Source organism: Pseudomonas sp. GW821-FHT07F01 (genome assembly GCF_059418825.1).
The window spans coordinates 708,519-726,260 of sequence record NZ_JBWKQO010000001.1; the positions used below are offsets into that span (position 1 = coordinate 708,519).

The window sequence follows — 17,742 nt, forward strand, 5'->3', positions numbered from 1 at the left end:
TTGGAGATAATAATAATGAACTGCCTGCAAGCTGCTTGTGCCCCACGTCCCGTCCCATCGCCCCGCGCCCTGCGCCTCACCGACTGCTGAGGTGCACCATGACGACCAGTACTGAACGCAAAGGCATCCAACTGACGCGCTCGCTGAAGAGCCGGCACATTTTCATGCTGTCCCTGGGCGGCGTGATCGGCACCGGGCTGTTCATGGGCTCCGGAGTCACCATCAACCAGGGCGGGCCCTGGGGGGCGATCCTCTCCTATCTGGTGGCCGGCTTCCTGATGTACCTGGTAATGGTCTGCCTGGGCGAGCTGTCGGTGCAGATGCCGGTGTCCGGCTCGTTCCAGGCCCACGCCACCAAGTACATCGGCCCGGCCACCGGCTTCATGATCGGCTGGGTCTACTGGATGAGCTGGGCCACCACCGTGGGCCTGGAGTTCACCGCCGCCGGCATGCTGATGCAGCGCTGGTTTCCCGGGGTGCCGGTCTGGTACTGGTCGGCGCTGTTCGTGGCCTTGCTGTTCGGCATCAACGCCCTGGCCACCCGGGCCTTTGGCGAGGCCGAATACTGGTTCGCCGGGGTCAAGGTGCTGGCGATCCTGAGCTTTATCGTGGTGGGCGCGCTGGTGATCTTCGGCGTCATCGACCTGCCCAGCGGCGCCCCGGCGCCGATGTTCGACAACCTCAAGGGCGACTCCCTGTTCCCCAACGGCCTGCCGGCGGTGTTCGCGGTGATGATGACCGTGGTCTACGCCTTCCAGGGCTGCGAGATCATGGGCGTGGCTGCCGGTGAAACCGACCAGCCGGAAAAAAGCATTCCGCGCGCCGTACGCAACGTGGTGTTTCGCGTGCTGATCTTCTACGTGCTGGCGGTGATGGTGCTGGCGGCGATCATTCCCTGGCAGCAGGCCGGGCTGGTGGAGAGCCCCTTCGTCCAGGTATTCGACATGGTGGGCATTCCCTACGCCGCCGACCTGATGAACTTCGTGATCCTCACGGCGATTCTTTCGGTGGGCAACTCCGGGCTGTATGCCTCCACGCGCATCCTCTGGGCCATGTCCAAATCCGGCATGGCGCCCAAGGCCCTGTCGCCCCTGAGCAAACAAGGCGTCCCCCTGCGCGCCCTGTTCATCACCCTGTGTTTTGCCCTGATCTCGCTGATGACCAGCTTCATCGCCGCCGACACCCTGTTCATGGTGCTGATGGCGGTGAGCGGCATGGCCGGCACCGTGACCTGGATCGTCATCGCCCTGGCCCAGTACCGCTTCCGTCGCCAGTTCCTGCGCGAAGGCGGGCAACTGGAGCAGCTCAAGTACCGCGCGCCCTGGTTCCCTCTGGTGCCGCTGCTGTGCATCGTCCTGTGCAGTTCGCTGTTCGTGTTCCTGGCCCTGGATGAAACCCAGCGTCCGTCGCTGTACTGGGGCTCGGGCTTTATCGCCCTGTGCTACGGCGCCTACTACCTGATGCAGCGCAAACGCCAACTGCAACCCGCGGCCGCCGTGTAGGAGCCGGCAGGTACACCGCTCAGGCTCCCGTAGGAGCCTTGAGCCTTGCATTGCCTGGGCGGACGCCTTCGCTGGCAAGCCAGCTCCTACATTTCCCTGTAGCCGCTGCCGCAGGCTGCGAGCGGCTTGGGCGACATGCCGACGCAGGAGACGCGGCGGTCTTGAAGGCGCCCAGGGTCTGCCTGAGGACCGCCAAGCAAGGCCCTGCGGTCCTTTGCGCAGCCTCGCAGGCTCGGCAGCGGCTACAGAGCCCGCGCGGGAGGTTGTAGGCGGTTGTTCGAAGTTGTAACAGAGGCGCCCGAAGCAACGATTGATTCTGATTAATATCTATTTAAAACAACGAGTTATGTGTGTTTATCAGAATGAGGACAGGCCTCGATCAACCAATTGCCGCCTTGTTGAACACTCGTTTAGTATGGCCCTCACGTCACCTCCCTCACGCCAACCACAATAATTCGAGGACGCACATGACCCCTTCATCGTCGCTGCTTAGCCGGGTCGAAGCCGGCGTAGCCTGGATCACCCTCAATCGCCCGGAGCAACGCAACGCCCTGGACATCCCCACCCTCAAGCAACTGCATGCCTTGCTGGAGCACTGCAACAGTGACCCGGCGGTACGGGTGCTGGTGCTGACCGGCAGCGGCCGCAGTTTCTGCGCCGGGGCCGATCTGGCGGAATGGGCCGAAGCCGAGGCCCGGGGCGCCCTGGAAAGCTACGGCTGGACCGAAACCGCCCACGCCTTGATGACCTGCCTGCACAGCCTGGACAAACCCACCATCGCCGCCATCAACGGCACGGCGGTGGGCGGTGGCATGGACCTGGCGCTGTGCTGCGACCTGCGGGTGGCCGGGCAGTCGGCGCGTTTCAAGGCCGGCTACACCAGCATGGCCTACTCGCCGGACGCCGGGGCCAGCTGGCACCTGCCGCGCTTGATCGGCAGCGAACAGGCCAAGCGCCTGCTGTTCCTCGATGAGTTGTGGAGCGCCGAACGCGCCCTGGCCGCCGGTTTGGTCGGCGAGGTGTGCGCCGACGAGCAACTGATCGGCAGCGTCAGCGAGCTGGCGGCGCGCCTGGCCACGGGCCCGACCTTCGCCTTTGCCCAGACCAAGAAGCTGATCCGCCAGGGCGCCGACCGCAGCCTGGCGCAGCAACTGGCCGCCGAACTGGCCGCCGGCCTGCTGTGCGGGCGCAGCGCCGACGGCGCCGAAGCCCTGCGTGCCGTCAGCGAAAAACGCCCGCCACGTTTCCAAGGGTTGTAGGGGCGGCCGGGCGGCGCTCGGTTTACCGGCGAAAGGGCCCCTGGGCCATGCGCCCATTTTGTAGGAGCCGGCTTGCCGGCGAAGGCGCCCGCAAGAACAGCGCCTGATTCAAGGGCCTGTTCGCCAGCAAGCTGGCTCCTACGGGAAGGTTTTTTCGCCAGATCGTCCTGCCAGATCACTGGTTTTTTTGCACCGTCAATCACTCACAGGTAGCGCCATGAATTTCCAACTCAGCCAAGAACAAGAAATGTTGGTGGACGCGGTTCGCAGTTTTGTCAGCAAGGAGTTGCTGCCCCACGAGGACGCGGTGGACCGCGCCGATGAGGTCAGCGCCGACCTCGCCGGGGAGATCCGCAGCAAGGCCATCGCCGCTGGCTTCTATGCCTTCAACATGCCGGAAGAAGTGGGTGGTGGCGGCCTGGACTACCTGTCCCAGGCGCTGATCGAGCGCGAGCTGGCCAAGTGTTCCTGGGCCCTGCATGTATTCGTTGCCCGGCCGTCGAAAATCCTCATGGCCTGTACCGGCTCGCAGATCGGCGACTACCTGCTGCCTTGCGTGCAAGGACGCAAGGTCGACTGCTTCGCCCTGACCGAACCCGGCGCTGGCTCCGATGCCAATGCGATCAAGACTCGCGCCGTGCGCGACGGCGGCGACTTCGTGCTCAACGGCAGCAAGCACTTCATCAGCCACGCCGGGCATGCGGATTTCGCCATTGTCTTCGCGGTCACCGGCACCTATGAGCACAACGGCCGCCAGCGCAACGCGGTGACCTCGTTCCTGGTGGATCGCGACACCCCGGGCCTGACCATCCGCCGTGGCCCCAAGTGCGTGAGCAACCGTGGCTACCACACCTTCGAGATGTTCTTCGACGACTGCCGGGTACCGGCTTCCAAGGTGCTGGGGGAGGTGGGCAAGGGTTGGGAAGTGGCCAACGCCTGGCTCACCGCCGGGCGAGTGATGGTCGCGGCCAACTGCGTCGGGCAGGCCCAGCGCGCCCTGGACGCATCCCTGCAATGGGCGGCGGATCGCAAGCAGTTCGGTCAGGCCATCGGCAGTTACCAGGGGGTGTCGTTCAAGCTGGCGGACATGGCCACGCAGATCCGCGCCGCCGAGCTGTTGACCCTGCACACCGCGTGGAAGATGGACCAGGGCAGCATGACCGACGGCGAGGCCGGCATGGCCAAGCTGTTCGCCAGTGAAGTGCTGGGCCGGGTGGCCGACGAGGCGGTGCAGATCTACGGCGGCATGGGCCTGATGGACGAAGGCCCGGTGGAACGCATCTGGCGCAATGCGCGGATCGAGCGCATCTGGGAAGGCACTTCGGAGATCCAGCGCCACATCATTTCCCGTGAACTGCTGCGGCCGCTGATGCGCTGAGCGCCCTGGAGAATTGCCGTCATGTCCCAGACTCTACGTGACAATCTCAAGCGCCTGCTGGCCCCAAGGCACCTGGCTTTCGTCGGTGGGCGCAGCATGGCCCGGGCCCTCAAGCGCTGCGCCGAAGGCGGTTTTACCGGGCCCATGTGGCTGGTCAACCCGCAGCATGCCGAGCTCGATGGCGTGCCGTGCGTGGCCAGCATCGAACAGCTGCCCTGCGGCCCGGATGCGGTGTTCGTCGCCACCAACCGCGAGCTGACCCTGACCTGCGTCGCGGCGCTGGCGGCCAAGGGCGCCGGCGGGGCTATCTGTTACGCCTCGGGCTTTGCCGAAACCGGCGCCCAAGGCCAGGCCCTGCAACAGCAACTGCTCCAGGCCGCGGGCGACATGGCGCTGTTGGGCCCCAACTGCTACGGCCTGCTGGACTACCTGCACAGCGCCGCGCTGTGGCCGGTGGCCCATGGCGGCCAGCCCGTGGAACGCGGGGTGGCAGTGCTGACCCAGAGCGGCAACTTTGCCTACAACCTGTCCATGAGCGATCGCTCGCTGCCGGTGGCCTACATGGCGTCGGTGGGCAATCAGGCGCAGCTGGGCATTGCCGAACTGATGGACGTGCTGCTGGACGAACCACGGGTCACGGCCATCGGCCTGCACCTGGAAGGCCTGAAGAACGTGCCGGGTTTTGCCCGGGCGGCGCATAAAGCCCTGGAGAAGGGCATTCCGATCATTGCCCTGAAGACCGGGGTGTCGCAGATCGGCGCCGAACTGGCCTTGAGTCACACCAGTTCGCTGTCGGGTTCCGATGCCTTGTACGACGCGTTGTTCCAGCGCCTGGGCGTGATCCGGGTCAGCGGCCCGGTGAGTTTTGTCGAAACCCTGAAGGCCGCCTCCTGCGGGCAGTTGCCGGCCGGTCCGCAACTGATGGCCCTGGCCTGTTCCGGGGGCGACGCCGGGCTGATCGCCGACTACGCCGAGCGCAACGGCCTGCAGCTGCCCAAGCTGGATGCCGGGCAATGCGCCGAGCTGGCCCAGGTGCTGCCGGGCTACGCCAATCTGGTCAACCCGCTGGATTTCACCACCGCGATCTGGGGCGATGCCCAGGCCCTGCAAGCCATGCTCGACACGGCGCTGCGTACCGAGGCCGACAGCGCCATGCTGGTGCTGGATTACCCGGCCGAATTTACCGGCGAGCGCAAGGAATGCGACCTGCTGCTGGAGCTGTTCTGCGCCGCGTTGCAGCGCCACGGCAAGCGCGGTTTTGTCACTTCGGCCTTTCCCGAACTGCTGCCCGCCAGTGCCCGCGAGCGTTTGCACGGCCACGGCATTCCCGCCTTGCAAGGGGTGGAGGATGGCCTGGCGGCCTGGGGCCGGATCGTCGCCTATCAACAGCGGCGCCCGGTGTTGCTGGCCCTGGGGGAGTCGGCCCTGGTGCCGCTGTGCCCGCAGGCTCTGGACGGTAGCGCTGTGCTGCTGGACGAGTGGCAGTCCAAGCAGGCCCTGCGCGCCTTCGGCCTTTGCACCCCCGATGGTGTGTTGACCACCCCCGGGCAGGCCCTGAGCGCGGCGGCGGGCATTGGCTACCCGCTGGTGCTCAAGGCGGTGAGCGCCGAGCTGCCGCACAAGACCGAGGCCGGGGCGGTGGCCCTCAATCTCAAGGACCCTGAAGCCCTGAGCGCCGCATTGCGCCTGATGCGCACGCGGATTGCCGAGCATGCGCCGCGGCTGGCCTTTGAACAGATCCTGCTGGAGCCCATGGCTGCGCCGCCCCTGGCGGAGCTGATTGTCGGCATCAAGCGTGAGAACGACTTCGGCCTGGCCCTGGTGATCGGCGCCGGCGGGGTGCTGGTGGAACTGCTCAAGGACAGCCGCAGCCTGCTGCTGCCCACCACCGAAGGGGCGATCCGCCAGGCCTTGCTCAGCCTGCGCAGCGCTACCTTGCTGCAAGGCTTTCGCGGGCGCCCCGAGGCCGATCTTGAGGCCCTGGTGGCGGCCATCGGCGCGGTGGCGGACTACGCCTGCGAACATGCCGGGCAACTGCTGGAACTGGATGTGAACCCATTGTTGGTCGGTGCCCAGGGCACCGTCGCGGTCGATGCGTTGATTCGCCTTGGCCAGGCTTGAGGAGAGAGACATGCACGATCAGACCTTGACCGGTGGCCAGGCCCTGGTGCGGCTGCTGGCCGGCTACGGCGTCGACACGGTGTTCGGCATTCCCGGGGTGCACACCCTGGAGCTGTACCGCGGGCTGCCCGGCAGCGGCATCCGCCATGTGCTGACCCGCCACGAGCAGGGCGCGGGCTTCATGGCCGACGGTTACGCCCGGGTCAGCGGCAAGCCCGGGGTGTGCTTTGTCATCAGCGGCCCGGGGGTGACCAACGTCGCGACCCCCATCGGCCAGGCCTACGCCGACTCGATCCCGCTGCTGGTGATTTCCAGCGTCAACCACAGCGCCAGCCTGGGCAAGGGCTGCGGCTCGCTGCACGAAACCCAGGACCAGCGGGCGATTACCGCGCCTATCACCGCCTTTTCAGCCCTGGCCCTGAGCCCGGAAGACCTGCCGGAACTGGTGGCCCGGGCCTTTGCCGTGTTCGACAGCGAGCGCCCGCGGCCGGTGCACATCAGCGTGCCCCTGGATGTGCTGGCGGCCAAGGTCGCCCGGGACTGGACCGGCGAGGTGCGGCGACGCCCCGGGCGTGGCCCGGCCGCGGCGGCGGATATCCAGCAGGCGGCGAACACACTGCGCAACGCCAAGCGGCCGATGATCATTGCCGGTGGCGGCGCGCTGCACGCGGCCGAGCAACTGCGGACCCTGAGCACGCGCCTGGGGGCGGTGTTCTTCAGCAGCGTCGCCGGCAAGGGCCTGCTGCCGGACGAGGCGCCACTGAACGCCGGGGCGACCTTGTGCGTGGAGCCAGGCTGGCAGTTGATCAGTCAGGCCGACGTGGTGCTGGCGGTGGGCACCGAGATGGCCGACACCGACTACTGGCGCGAGCGCCTGCCGCTGAACAGTGAGCTGCTGCGGCTGGATATCGACCCGCGCAAGTTCAATGACTTCTACCCGTGCTCGGTGGCCTTGCACGGCGATGCCCGGGCCACCCTGGACGCCTTGCTCCAGGCCTTGCCACCCACACCGGCCGACGCGGGGGCGGCGATTCATGCGGTGGCCGATCTGCGCCAGGCGGTGCAGAACGGGCAGGGGCCCTTGCAGCAGATTCACCGCTCGATCCTGCAGCGCATTGCCGCCGAGCTGCCGGAGCACGGGTTTATCGCCAGCGACATGACCCAGCTGGCCTACAGCGGCAACTACCTGTACCCGACCCGGGCCACCCGCAGTTGGCTGCACCCCACCGGCTACGGCACCCTCGGCTACGGCTTGCCGGCCGGCATCGGCGCCAAGCTCGGTGCCCCCGAGCGGCCTGGGCTGGTGCTGGTGGGCGATGGTGGTTTTCTCTACACCGTGCAGGAGTTGGCCACGGCGGTGGAGGAACTGCGCAGCCCGCTGGTGGTGCTGCTGTGGAACAACGATGCCCTGGGGCAGATCCGCGATGACATGCTGGACCTGAACATCGAGCCCATTGGCGTGCTGCCGCGCAATCCGGATTTTGCCGCCCTGGCCCGGGCCTTTGGTTGCAGCGTCAGCCAGCCCGCCAGCCTCGATGAGTTGCAACAGGAACTGCGCGAGGGCTTTGCCCGCAACGGCGTGACCCTGATCGAACTCAAGCACGCCTGCGCGCGCTGACCATCCCTTTTTCCTGGAGCTTGTGCATGCGCTTTTCTCGACTGACCCAACGTATTGCCGGAGACGGCGCCGCCGCCTGGGACATTCATTACCGGGCCCTGGCCAAGCGTGAACGTGGCGAGGAAGTCTGGTTGCTGTCGGTGGGCGACCCGGATTTCGACACCCCCCAGCCCATCGTCCAGGCGGCCATCGACAGCCTGCAGGCCGGCCACACCCATTACGCCGATGTGCGCGGCAAGCGCGCCTTGCGCGAGGCCATCGCCCGCCGCCATCAGCAGCGTAGCGGGCAAGTGGTGGATGCCGAGCAAGTGGTGGTGCTGGCCGGTGCCCAGTGCGCCCTGTACAGCGTGGCCCAGTGCCTGCTGGACCCGGGTGACGAAGTGATAGTGGCTGAGCCGATGTACGTCACCTATGAAGCAGTGTTCGGTGCCTGCAATGCCCGGGTGGTGCCGCTGCCGGTGCGGGCCGAAGACGGCTTTCGGGTACAGCCCGAGGCGGTGGCCGCGCGCATCACCGGCAAGACCCGGGCCCTGGTGCTCAACAGCCCGCACAACCCCACTGGCGCGAGCATTCCCCGGGCCACCTGGGAGGCCCTGGCGGCGTTGTGCATCGAACATGACCTGTGGCTGATCTGCGACGAGGTCTACAGCGAACTGCTGTACGAGGGCGAGCATGTCAGCCCGGCCAGCCTGCCGGGCATGGCCGAGCGCACCGCAACCCTCAATAGCCTCTCCAAGTCCCATGCCATGACCGGCTGGCGCCTGGGCTGGGTGGTGGCGCCGACGGCCCTGGCCGCGCACCTGGAAAACCTCGCCCTGTGCATGCTCTACGGCTCACCGGAATTCATCCAGGACGCCGCCGTGGTGGCCCTGGAACAGCCCTTGCCGCAGCTGCAAGAGATGGCCCAGGCCTATCGCCAGCGCCGGGACCTGGTGTGCGACTGCCTGGCCGATTGCCCCGGTGCCCGGCCGTTGAAACCCGATGGCGGCATGTTCGTCATGGTCGATATCCGCGCCACCGGGCTCAGCGCCCAGGCCTTCAGCGAGCGCCTGCTGGATGAGCAGGGCGTCTCGGTGCTGGCTGGCGAAGCCTTCGGCCCCAGCGCCGCCGGGCATATCCGCCTGGGGCTGGTGCTGCAAGCGGATGACCTGCGCGAAGCCTGCCGGCGCATCGCCTTGTGCGCCCGGCAGTGCCTGGCCGAACGCGATGCCCCTGTTACTGTGCAACCTGTCTGAGGAAGCTTCATGAATGTGTTGATCGTCCACGCCCACCCCGAACCGCAGTCCTTCACCGCCGCCTTGCGTGACCAGGCCCGCAGCACCCTGGAGGCCCAGGGGCACCAGGTACAGGTCAGCGACCTGTACGCGATGAACTGGAACCCGGTGGCCAGCGCCGCGGATTTTGCCTCCCGGGACAACCCGGACTACCTGGTGTATGCCCTGGAACAGCGCCTGGGGGTGAAGAACCAGAGCATTGCCGCGGATATCCAGGCCGAGCTGGACAAGGTGCTGTGGGCCGACCTGTTGATCCTCAACTTCCCGGTGTTCTGGTTCTCGGTGCCGGCCATGCTCAAGGGCTGGATCGACCGGGTGCTGGTGTCGGGGGTGTGTTATGGCGGCAAGCGTTTCTATGACCAGGGCGGGCTGGCGGGCAAGAAAGCCCTGGTGACCCTGACCCTGGGCGGGCGCGAGCACATGTTCGGCGAAGGCGCGATTCACGGCCCGCTGCAGGACATGCTGCGCCCGCTGCTGCGCGGCACTTTGGCCTATGTCGGCTATGACGTGCTGGAACCCTTCGTGGCCTGGCACGTGCCCTACATCAGCCAGGAGGCTCGCGAAGCCTTCCTGCACAGCTACCGCCAGCGCCTGCAGCACCTGGCGGACGACCAGCCCCTGGTCTTCCCGCGCCTGGACCAGTTCGACGAAGCCCTGTACCCCTTGCCGGTCTGAAATCCCCACCGCCGATACGCCTTCCTCCGTAGGAGCCGGCTTGCCGGCGAACAGGCCCTTGAGCCTTGTGCTGCTCTTGCGGCCGCCTTCGCTGGCAAGCCAGCTCCTACACGAGCGTCCGCGGCGATACGCCTTCCTCCGTAGGAGCCGGCTTGCCGGCGAACAGGCCCTTGAGCCTTGTGCTGCTCTTGCGGCCGCCTTCGCTGGCAAGCCAGCTCCTACACGAGCGTCCGCGGCGATACGTCTTCCTCCGTAGGAGCCGGCTTGCCGGCGAAGAGGCCCTTGAGCCTTGTGCTGCTCTTGTGGCCGCCTTCGTTGGCAAGCCAGCCCCTACACGAGCGTCCGCGGCGATACGTCTTCCTCCGTAGGAGCCGGCTTGCCGGCGAACAGACCCTTGAGCCTTGCGCTGCTCTTGCGGCCGCCTTCGCTGGCAAGCCAGCTCCTACACGAGCATTCCCGGCGATAGGGAGTTCTTCGGGGGCGCTGCGCAGGCTGGCCGCTAGGGGCGCGGGCCGGTCCACGCCGCGGGGTTGACCAGGTTCGGCGGGCGCTGGCCGGCCAGGGCCGCCAGCAGGTTGTCCACTGCGCAGCGGGCCATGGCTTCGCGGGTTTCGTGGGTGGCCGAGCCGATGTGCGGGGTGGCCACGACGTTGGGCAGTTGCAGCAGCGGGGAGTCGTGGTCCAGCGGCTCGCGTTCGAAGACGTCCAGCCCGGCGCCGCGAATCCGCCGTTGTTGCAGGGCTTCTATCAGCGCCGCTTCATCCACCACCTTGCCCCGGGAAATATTGATGAAGATGCTTTCGGGGCGCATCAGGGCGAACTCCCGGGCGCCGATCAGGCCCTGGGTGCGTTCGGTCAGGGGCAGGGTCAGGCAGATGAAGTCGGCTTCCTCAAGCAGTTGCTCCAGGCTTCGGTACTGGGCATTGAAGCGTTGCTCCACCGCGGGCTTGGGCCGGGTGCTGTGGTAGATCAGCGGCATGCCGAAGCCGAAATGCCCGCGCTGGGCCAGGGCTTCGCCGATGCGCCCCATGCCGATGATGCCCAGGGTCTTGCCGTGGACATCCGTGCCAAAGTGCGCCGGCCCGATGTTGCGCTGCCATTGCCCGGCGCGCACCAGGTTGGCCAGTTCCACCACCCGCCGGGCGGTCGCCAGGATCAGCGCGAAGCCGGTGTCGGCGGTGGTCTCGGTGAGCACGTCGGGGGTGTTGCTGAGCAGGATGCGGCGCTGGGTCAGGTAGTCGATGTCATAGTTGTCGACCCCCACCGAAACGCTGGCCACCGCCCGCAACCGGGGCGCCAGGTCCAGCAGTTCGGCGTCCAGACGCAGGCTGGCACCCAGCAGCCCATCGGCGCTCGGCAGCGCCTGGCGCAGGGCATTCAGCCCCGCCGCGTCGAGGGTTTCGATCAGGGTCACCTGCGCCTGCTCCTGCAGGCGGGCCATCAGCGTTGGGGAGAGTTTCTTGTACAGCACCAGGTGTTTTTTCATGGGGTTCTCTAGACCGTTTCAAGGGTGGGCCAGGCGCCGGCGCAGAGGCAGGGCCTTGGCCTGCGGCTGGTCGGCACCGGGTTTGAGCAACAGGGTCAGCAGTACCGAGAGCAGCAGCGCGCCGCTCATCAGCAGGTAGGAGGCGCCGGGGGAGCCGGTGGCGCTGTTCAGGTAGCCCACCAGGTAGGAACCGCCGAAAGAGCCCAGGGCGCCCATGCTGTTGATCAGGGCCATGGCGCCACCGGCGACGTTGGCCGGAAGGATCTCCGGGACGATGGCGAAGAACGGCCCGTAGGGCGCGTACATGCAGGCCCCGGCGATCACCAGCAGGCTGTAGGACCACCAGAAGTGCTCGGCCCCCAGCAGGTAGGAACCGTAGAAAGCGATGGCCGCCACCAGCAGCGGCGGCCAGACGAAGCGCTTGCGCTTCTGGGTGCGGTCCGAGCCCCAGGACACCGCCAGCATGGCGATCACCGCCGCCAGGTAAGGCAGGGCCGAGAGCCAGCCGGCTTCCACCATGTCCATCTGCGCGCCGTGCTTGAGGATCGACGGCAGCCACAGGACAAAGCCGTAGACCCCGATGCTCCAGCAGAAGAACTGCAGGGCGAGGATGATCACCTTGGGCGAGCGGAACGCCTCGGCGTAGTTCTTCACCGCCTTGATCCCTTGCTGTTCGGCGGCCAGGGCGCTTTCCAGGTCGCGTTTTTCGTCCTGGCTCAGCCACTGCGCCTGGCTGGGTCGGTCATCGGCCAGGCGCCACCAGATAAAGGCCCAGATCACCGCCGGCAGGCCTTCGATGATGAACATCCAGCGCCAGCTGAAGTGCTGCACCAGGTAGCCGGAGACCACCGACATCCAGAGCATGGTCACCGGGTTGCCGAGGATCAGGAAGGTGTTGGCCCGGGAGCGTTCGGCGCGGGTGAACCAGTGGCACAGGTACACCAGCATCGCCGGCATCACCGCGGCCTCTACCACCCCCAGCAGGAAGCGGATGCCGATCAGCATGTAGGCGTTGGCGACTATCCCGGTGAGGGTGGCCAGGCCGCCCCAGAGGATCAGGCTGACGAAGATCAGCTTCTTCACGCTGCGCTTTTGCGCGTAGATCGCCCCGGGCACCTGGAAGAAGAAATAGCCGAGGAAGAACAGCGCCCCCAGCAGCGAGGACAGGCCGGGGGTGATCTGCAGGTCGTCGGCCATGCCCGAGGCCGCGGCGAAACCGTAGTTGGCGCGGTCCAGGTAGGCCAGGCTGTAGGTGATGAAGACGATGGGCATGATGTACCACCAGCGGCGGGTGGCGAGTTTGAGCGTGTCCATGAAAGTTCTCCTGAGCTTGTTGTTTTTGTCGCAGCAGGTGGTTCGTGGTGTTCGGTCACTGCAGGAGCCGGCTGGCCGGCGAAGGGGCCCTTGGGGCGTGTGTCGCCGGGCAGGCGTCTTCGCTGGCAAGCCAGCGCCTACAGGGCGCTGGCGGTTTTCAGGCTGGGCGTGTGCTCCGGTAGTTCGTGGCGCAAGGGCAGGCCTTCCATGTCGCCACGGCTCTGCACCGCGCGGCTGCCGATCCAGTTGGCCCGCTGCACCGCTTCGAGGATGCCGCGGCTTTCCAGCAGGGCGCTGATCAGGCCCACGGCAAAGCCGTCGCCGGCACCTACGGTGTCCACCACCTGGGCCACCGGCACGCCCTCGACGAAGCCGGCATCCAGCTGGGTGCGGTAGTAGGCGCCGTGGGCGCCGAGCTTGATCACCACGGCTTCGGCGCCCTGGTCCAGGTAGAAGGCGGCGATGTCCGCCGGGTCGTCGCGGCCGGTGAGCAGGCGGCCTTCGGCGAGCCCCGGCAGTACCCAATGGGCCAGCGCCGCCAGGCGGTTGATCTCGCGGATCATCAGCGCTTCGCTGGGCCACAGGGCGGGGCGCAGGTTGGGGTCGAACGACACGCTGTGCCCGGCGCTGCGCTGGGTGTGCATCAGGTGGCCGGACAGCTCTCGGGCCGAGTCCGAGAGCGCCGGGGGAATACCGGTGGCGTGCAAGTGGCGAGCCCGCAGCAGGGCCGGGTCGAGGTCGCCGATGGCCAGGTGGCTGGCCGCCGAACCGCGGCGGAAATACTCGACCCGCGGGTCGTCGCCGCCGTCTTCCCGGGACTTGAGCTGAAAGCCGGTGGGATGGATCGGGTCGCAGCGCACGAAACGGCAGTCCAGGCCTTCGGCGCGCAGGGTGTCGAGCACGAAGCGCCCCAGGGAGTCGTTGCCTACCCGGCTCAGCCAGGCCACCTTGAAGCCCAGGCGTGCCAGGCCGATGGCCACGTTGCTGTCGGCCCCGGCGATGCGCTTGTGGAAGTGCTGGACCTGGGCCAGGTCGCCGCCGTGTTCGGCAACGAACATCGCCATGGTTTCGCCGAACGAGAGGATATCGATATCAGGCATCTGCATGCTCCAGGCGCGATTGGCCAAGGTGGGCCAGCAGGCTGACCTGCTCGGTGGTCACTTGCAGCAGGTCGGTGCCTTGCAAGGGGTATTCCACGGCCCGGGTAATACCTTGAGTCATGTGCCGCAGCAGTTGTTCCCATTGATGCAGCTCCGGGGCGCCGGGCGGTATGGCCACCAGCTTGCCGTCGACCCGCAGGCGCACCGCCTTGCAGTGCACGTAGGCCACGTGCCGGCCCAGCAGGCGCGCGGCGTTGAGCGCCGATTGCTCCTGCCATTGCCAGTTGCCGATGTCGAAGGTCATGCGCAGCGGCAGGTTCAGCGCCTCTACCGCGCTGAAAAAGCGCTGGAACGGCTCGATGCGCCCGCCGTGGGCGGTCTGGTCGTTCTCCACCAGCAGGGCCAGGGGCTGGCGAAACAGCAGGCTGGCCAGGCTGCGCAGGTCGTGGTGTTCGCGAAAGTGCCCCAGGGACACCTTGAGCCGCTTGGCGCCGAACTCCCGGGCCCGTTGCAAGGTGGCGCTCAGTTGCGGGTTGGGCTCGCTGCGCTCGGCCTGCCACAGCTCCAGGGGCGAGGAAAACACGCTTTCCAGGCCGTGCTCCGCAGCGCTGCGGGCCAGCTCGGCGGGCTGCTCATGGGTCAGCAGTTCTTCGCGCCATTCGATGCAGGACGCGCCGGCGGCGGCCACCAGGGGAATGAAATGCGCCTGACCCTGTGCGCGCACAAGGTCTGCGCCGTAGCTGGACAAACTGATGGATACGGGGGATTGCTGCATGTTCCTGACCTCTGAAACCGGTTTCATTTTTGTTCGAGAAAAAAGTGGTGGGTCTTGCCCTCACCGTTACAACCGGGTGGAGCCGCGCACGATCAACTGCGCCGGAAAATCCACCACTCGCGCCGGGGCATCGTCGCCCCGCAGGCGCTTGAGCAGGCATTCGAAGGCACTGGTGCCTATGGCTTCGGTGGGCTGGGCCAGGGCCGTGATGCCATTGCCCACCAGGGGGTACCAGTCCAGGTCGTCAAGGGCGATCAGGCCCACGCCTTCGAACAGCGGGCACTCCAGCTCACGCAGGGCGCGGGTGGCGGCCAGGGTCGCCACGCCGTTGGCGCAGAACAGCGCCTTGGGCCCGGGGCCGGGGGCGGCGAGAAAGGCTTGCAACTGGCGGGTCAGGTGGCTGCCGGTTTCCAGCAGTTGGCCGCGCAAGGCCGGACGGCGCTCGATCTCGGCCTGGAAACTGGCGCTGCGCTCCAGCCGCGAGCTGGTGCCGTCATGGGGTTCGCTGACCAGCAGCAGGTCGCGATAACCCTGCTGTTGCAGGTGGTCGAGGGCGCTGCGCACCGCCGCCGGGTTGTCCAGGCCCACCAGGTCGGCCTGCAACTGCGAGAGCTTGCGGTCCACCAGGACCATGGGCATCTCTTCCTGCAATTGCTGCAACTGTTCCAGGTGGTGGCCCAGGGTGTTCACGATCAGGCCTTCGATGTTGTAGGCCCGCAGGTTGGCCAGGTGCCGGGCTTCCTGTTCGTCGTCGCGGTCGGTGTTGCACACCACCAGGCTGTAGCCGTGCTGGCGGCAGGCGGTTTCCACGCCATGCATCACGGCAATCGAATAGGGGTTGCGGATATCGGCCACCAGCATGCCGATCAGGCGGGTGCGCCCGCGCTTGAGGCCGCGGGCCATCTGGTTCGGGCGGTAGCCCAGTTCGCTGATGGCCTGATCGATGCGCAGGGCAATGGCATCGGAGAGCAGGGCCCGGTCCTCGCCGATAAAGCGCGACACGCTGGCCTTGGAGACCCCGGCGCGGCGGGCGACATCGAGCATGGTGACGCGGCTGCGCTGGGCGGCGGAAAACTGATTCACGGGCGACGACCTTGTTTTTGGAATTATGGGTTCCAGTTGCGCTGAAACCGGTTTCAGGAAACCGCAAAAGCGCTTCGGCCGTCAATAGTGCAGAGGCAGGAAATAGCATCCACGCAGGTCGGTGGCTGACCAACGGTCGCGTTCAGGGGCGGCCCAGGTGCTGTTCCAGGTAGGCCAGCAGGGCGCTGTACAGGGCGTCCACTTCAGGGGCCAGGCCCCTGGCGCGCAGGCAACCGTGCACCAGCCCCAGGCCCAGGTACAGCTGGCTTTGCCCACCGGCTGCGAGCAAGTGCTGGTGATAACGCTCGCCGTCATCGCGCAGCGGGTCGAACTGTGCCAGGGCGATAAAGGCCGCGGGCAAGCCGGCGAACTGTTGCGCCAGTAGCGGCCGGGCATAGGCCGAGCGCTGCTGCGGGCCGGGCAGGTACAGGGCCTGGAAACAATCCAGGTCGCTGCTGCTGAGCAAGGGCGCGTCGGCGCACTGGCTGCGCGAGGGCAGGTTGGCGGCGCCACCCAGGCCGGGGTAGACCAGCACCTGGGCCGCCGGCCCGGGTTCGCCGGCATCGCGCAGGGCCAGGCACAGCGCCGCCGCCAGGTTGCCGCCGGCGCTGTCGCCCATCAGCACTCGGCGCTGCGGGTCCAGTGGCAGGGGCAGTAGCCCTTGTTCCAGGGCCCGCCAGACCCCCAGGCAATCGTCGAAGGCGGCGGGGAACGGGTGCTCCGGGGCCAGCCGGTAGTCCACGGCGATCACCAGTATTCCCAGCTCGCTGGCCAAGCGGGCGGTGATGAACTCGTGGGAGTCCAGGCCCCCCAGCACCCAGCCGCCGCCGTGCAGGTATAACAGCCAGGGCCAGCCCGAAGGTGCAGCCGGGCGCTCGGGGTGATACAGGCGCAGTGGCACCCCGGCCAGTTGCAGCTCCTGTACTGCCAGCCCGGCCGGGCGAGGCGGGGTGAAGGCCCGGCACATGCGCTCGTAGCTGTCGCGCAGGCCCTGGAGGCTGCTGTCGACGCTGGTGTAGCTCAGGGTTCGCTGGACAAAGGCCGCCAGCTCGGCAGAAAGCGGGTAATGGTTCATGGACAGTCCTGGAGGGTGGGAGCCGGCTTGCCGGCGAAGAGGCCCGTGAGACCGCCTGCGCCGGCAAGCCGGTTCCTGCAGAGGGTGGCTACAGGCTCGCTTTGACCGCTGCCACGCCATCGCCGCCGTCGAAGGTGGTCACCCCCGCCAGCCAGCGCTGCAGGTCCTCGGGATGCTCGCGCAACCATTGCCGGGCCACCTCCTGGGGCGATTGGCGCTGCATGATGGGCACCATCAGCTGGCTTTCCTGGGCTGCGGTGAAGCTCAGGTTCTTCAGCAGCCGGTCGACGTTGGGGCAGCGCTCGGCATAGTCCGGGGCGGTCACCGTGGACACCGTGGCCGCGCCTTCGTTGGGCCCGTACACGTCCTCGCTGCCGGTGAGGTAGGTGATGGGAAGGTTGATGTTCATCGGGTGCGGGGTCCAGCCGACGAACACCACGAACTCCTTGCGGTTGATCGCCCGCTGCACCGCCGCCAGCATCCCGGCCTCGCCGGACTCGATCAGCTTGAAGCCCTTGAGGCCGAAATGGTCGGTGTCGATCATGGTCTTGATCGTGGTATTGGCGCCGCTGCCGGGTTCGATGCCGTAGATCTTGCCCCCCAGCTGCTCCTTGAAGCGGGCGATGTCGGCGAAGGTCTTCAGGCCCGCTTGCGCCACGTAGTCCGGCACCGCCAGGGTCGCCTGGGCATCGGCCAGGCTGGGCTGGGCCATGACCCTGACCTGCCCGGCGGCCAGGAAGGGCGCGATGTTCAGGTCCATGGCCGGTTTCCAGTAGCCGAGGAAGATGTCCAGGCGCCGGTCGCGAATGCCGGCGAAGATGATCTGCTGCACCGCGCTGGTCTGCTTGCTGTCGTAGCCCAGGCCGCCGAGCAGCACGTCGGCCATGGCGCTGGTGGCGATCACGTCGGTCCAGTTGACCACGCCCATGCGCACGGTCTTGCAGGCGGCGGGCTCGGCGGCCCAGGTCGGGGCACTCAGCAGGGCGCTGGCGCAACAGGCCAGGAAACAACGCTTGAACGGTGTTTTCATCGGAGGCTCTCGTGGGGCAGTGGTTTTTGTTCGGGGCGGCGTCTTGTTGCGC

The 17,742-nt window shown here is 67.2% G+C and carries 14 protein-coding genes; 7 read left to right on the top strand and 7 right to left on the bottom strand.

Annotated elements, in window-relative coordinates; all coding sequences use genetic code 11:
* Window positions 1–98 precede the first annotated feature (98 nt).
* The 7 genes from AC07R1_RS03365 (at window position 99) to AC07R1_RS03395 (ending at window position 9,827) form a co-directional block, all read left to right on the top strand.
* On the top strand, window positions 99–1,502 hold the full coding sequence (locus AC07R1_RS03365; protein WP_072442088.1) for an amino acid permease: 1,404 nt from the start codon (window positions 99–101) through the stop codon (window positions 1,500–1,502).
* A 467-nt stretch (window positions 1,503–1,969) separates the two neighbouring features.
* The gene (locus AC07R1_RS03370; protein ID WP_011061006.1) at window positions 1,970–2,761 is read left to right on the top strand and encodes an enoyl-CoA hydratase/isomerase family protein; all 792 of its coding nucleotides are present in this window, start codon (window positions 1,970–1,972) and stop codon (window positions 2,759–2,761) included.
* A gap of 217 nt (window positions 2,762–2,978) precedes the next feature.
* Window positions 2,979–4,139 (top strand): acyl-CoA dehydrogenase family protein, encoded by a 1,161-nt coding sequence (locus tag AC07R1_RS03375; protein ID WP_125063254.1) that lies wholly within the window; start codon window positions 2,979–2,981, stop codon window positions 4,137–4,139.
* A gap of 21 nt (window positions 4,140–4,160) precedes the next feature.
* Complete coding sequence (locus AC07R1_RS03380) at window positions 4,161–6,260, top strand: acetate--CoA ligase family protein (protein WP_495110120.1); 2,100 nt, start codon at window positions 4,161–4,163, stop codon at window positions 6,258–6,260.
* A gap of 10 nt (window positions 6,261–6,270) precedes the next feature.
* Window positions 6,271–7,878, top strand: a complete 1,608-nt coding sequence (locus tag AC07R1_RS03385) for a 5-guanidino-2-oxopentanoate decarboxylase (protein ID WP_495110121.1) — start codon at window positions 6,271–6,273, stop codon at window positions 7,876–7,878.
* Between the two features lie 26 nt (window positions 7,879–7,904).
* Window positions 7,905–9,113, top strand: a complete 1,209-nt coding sequence (locus AC07R1_RS03390) for a pyridoxal phosphate-dependent aminotransferase (RefSeq protein ID WP_019093507.1) — start codon at window positions 7,905–7,907, stop codon at window positions 9,111–9,113.
* A gap of 9 nt (window positions 9,114–9,122) precedes the next feature.
* The gene (locus tag AC07R1_RS03395) at window positions 9,123–9,827 is read left to right on the top strand and encodes an NAD(P)H-dependent oxidoreductase (protein ID WP_495110122.1); all 705 of its coding nucleotides are present in this window, start codon (window positions 9,123–9,125) and stop codon (window positions 9,825–9,827) included.
* 499 nt (window positions 9,828–10,326) lie between these two features.
* On the opposite strand, the gene AC07R1_RS03400 is transcribed toward AC07R1_RS03395, so the two are convergent.
* From AC07R1_RS03400 to AC07R1_RS03430, 7 genes are all read right to left on the bottom strand, one after another.
* Window positions 10,327–11,313, bottom strand: a complete 987-nt coding sequence (locus AC07R1_RS03400; RefSeq protein ID WP_015635406.1) for a 2-hydroxyacid dehydrogenase — start codon at window positions 11,311–11,313, stop codon at window positions 10,327–10,329.
* An 18-nt stretch (window positions 11,314–11,331) separates the two neighbouring features.
* The gene (locus AC07R1_RS03405) at window positions 11,332–12,627 is read right to left on the bottom strand and encodes an MFS transporter (protein ID WP_015635407.1); all 1,296 of its coding nucleotides are present in this window, start codon (window positions 12,625–12,627) and stop codon (window positions 11,332–11,334) included.
* 137 nt (window positions 12,628–12,764) lie between these two features.
* Window positions 12,765–13,727: a sugar kinase gene (locus AC07R1_RS03410; RefSeq protein ID WP_072442076.1), complete on the bottom strand. Its 963-nt coding sequence runs from the start codon at window positions 13,725–13,727 to the stop codon at window positions 12,765–12,767.
* The gene (locus AC07R1_RS03415; RefSeq protein ID WP_072442074.1) at window positions 13,720–14,502 is read right to left on the bottom strand and encodes a sugar phosphate isomerase/epimerase family protein; all 783 of its coding nucleotides are present in this window, start codon (window positions 14,500–14,502) and stop codon (window positions 13,720–13,722) included. The genes AC07R1_RS03410 and AC07R1_RS03415 overlap by 8 nt, the downstream gene beginning before the upstream one ends.
* Window positions 14,503–14,568: 66 nt before the next feature.
* The gene (locus AC07R1_RS03420) at window positions 14,569–15,585 is read right to left on the bottom strand and encodes a LacI family DNA-binding transcriptional regulator (protein ID WP_495110123.1); all 1,017 of its coding nucleotides are present in this window, start codon (window positions 15,583–15,585) and stop codon (window positions 14,569–14,571) included.
* Window positions 15,586–15,727: 142 nt separating this feature from the next.
* On the bottom strand, window positions 15,728–16,660 hold the full coding sequence (locus AC07R1_RS03425; protein WP_495110124.1) for an alpha/beta hydrolase: 933 nt from the start codon (window positions 16,658–16,660) through the stop codon (window positions 15,728–15,730).
* 88 nt (window positions 16,661–16,748) lie between these two features.
* The gene (locus AC07R1_RS03430) at window positions 16,749–17,690 is read right to left on the bottom strand and encodes a choline ABC transporter substrate-binding protein (RefSeq protein ID WP_495110125.1); all 942 of its coding nucleotides are present in this window, start codon (window positions 17,688–17,690) and stop codon (window positions 16,749–16,751) included.
* Between the last annotated feature and the right edge of the window lie 52 nt (window positions 17,691–17,742).

What these genes read in the sequence shown, in the direction of transcription:
- AC07R1_RS03375 (WP_125063254.1), top strand. Translation starts at nt 2,979, where the DNA reads ATGAATTTCCAACTCAGCCAAGAACAAGAAATGTTGGTGGACGCGGTT.
- AC07R1_RS03395 (WP_495110122.1), top strand. Translation starts at nt 9,123, where the DNA reads ATGAATGTGTTGATCGTCCACGCCCACCCCGAACCGCAGTCCTTCACC.
- AC07R1_RS03385 (WP_495110121.1), top strand. Translation starts at nt 6,271, where the DNA reads ATGCACGATCAGACCTTGACCGGTGGCCAGGCCCTGGTGCGGCTGCTG.
- AC07R1_RS03400 (WP_015635406.1), bottom strand. Translation starts at nt 11,313, where the DNA reads ATGAAAAAACACCTGGTGCTGTACAAGAAACTCTCCCCAACGCTGATG.
- AC07R1_RS03430 (WP_495110125.1), bottom strand. Translation starts at nt 17,690, where the DNA reads ATGAAAACACCGTTCAAGCGTTGTTTCCTGGCCTGTTGCGCCAGCGCC.
- AC07R1_RS03410 (WP_072442076.1), bottom strand. Translation starts at nt 13,727, where the DNA reads ATGCCTGATATCGATATCCTCTCGTTCGGCGAAACCATGGCGATGTTC.
- AC07R1_RS03425 (WP_495110124.1), bottom strand. Translation starts at nt 16,660, where the DNA reads ATGAACCATTACCCGCTTTCTGCCGAGCTGGCGGCCTTTGTCCAGCGA.
- AC07R1_RS03370 (WP_011061006.1), top strand. Translation starts at nt 1,970, where the DNA reads ATGACCCCTTCATCGTCGCTGCTTAGCCGGGTCGAAGCCGGCGTAGCC.
- AC07R1_RS03415 (WP_072442074.1), bottom strand. Translation starts at nt 14,502, where the DNA reads ATGCAGCAATCCCCCGTATCCATCAGTTTGTCCAGCTACGGCGCAGAC.
- AC07R1_RS03405 (WP_015635407.1), bottom strand. Translation starts at nt 12,627, where the DNA reads ATGGACACGCTCAAACTCGCCACCCGCCGCTGGTGGTACATCATGCCC.
- AC07R1_RS03380 (WP_495110120.1), top strand. Translation starts at nt 4,161, where the DNA reads ATGTCCCAGACTCTACGTGACAATCTCAAGCGCCTGCTGGCCCCAAGG.
- AC07R1_RS03390 (WP_019093507.1), top strand. Translation starts at nt 7,905, where the DNA reads ATGCGCTTTTCTCGACTGACCCAACGTATTGCCGGAGACGGCGCCGCC.
- AC07R1_RS03365 (WP_072442088.1), top strand. Translation starts at nt 99, where the DNA reads ATGACGACCAGTACTGAACGCAAAGGCATCCAACTGACGCGCTCGCTG.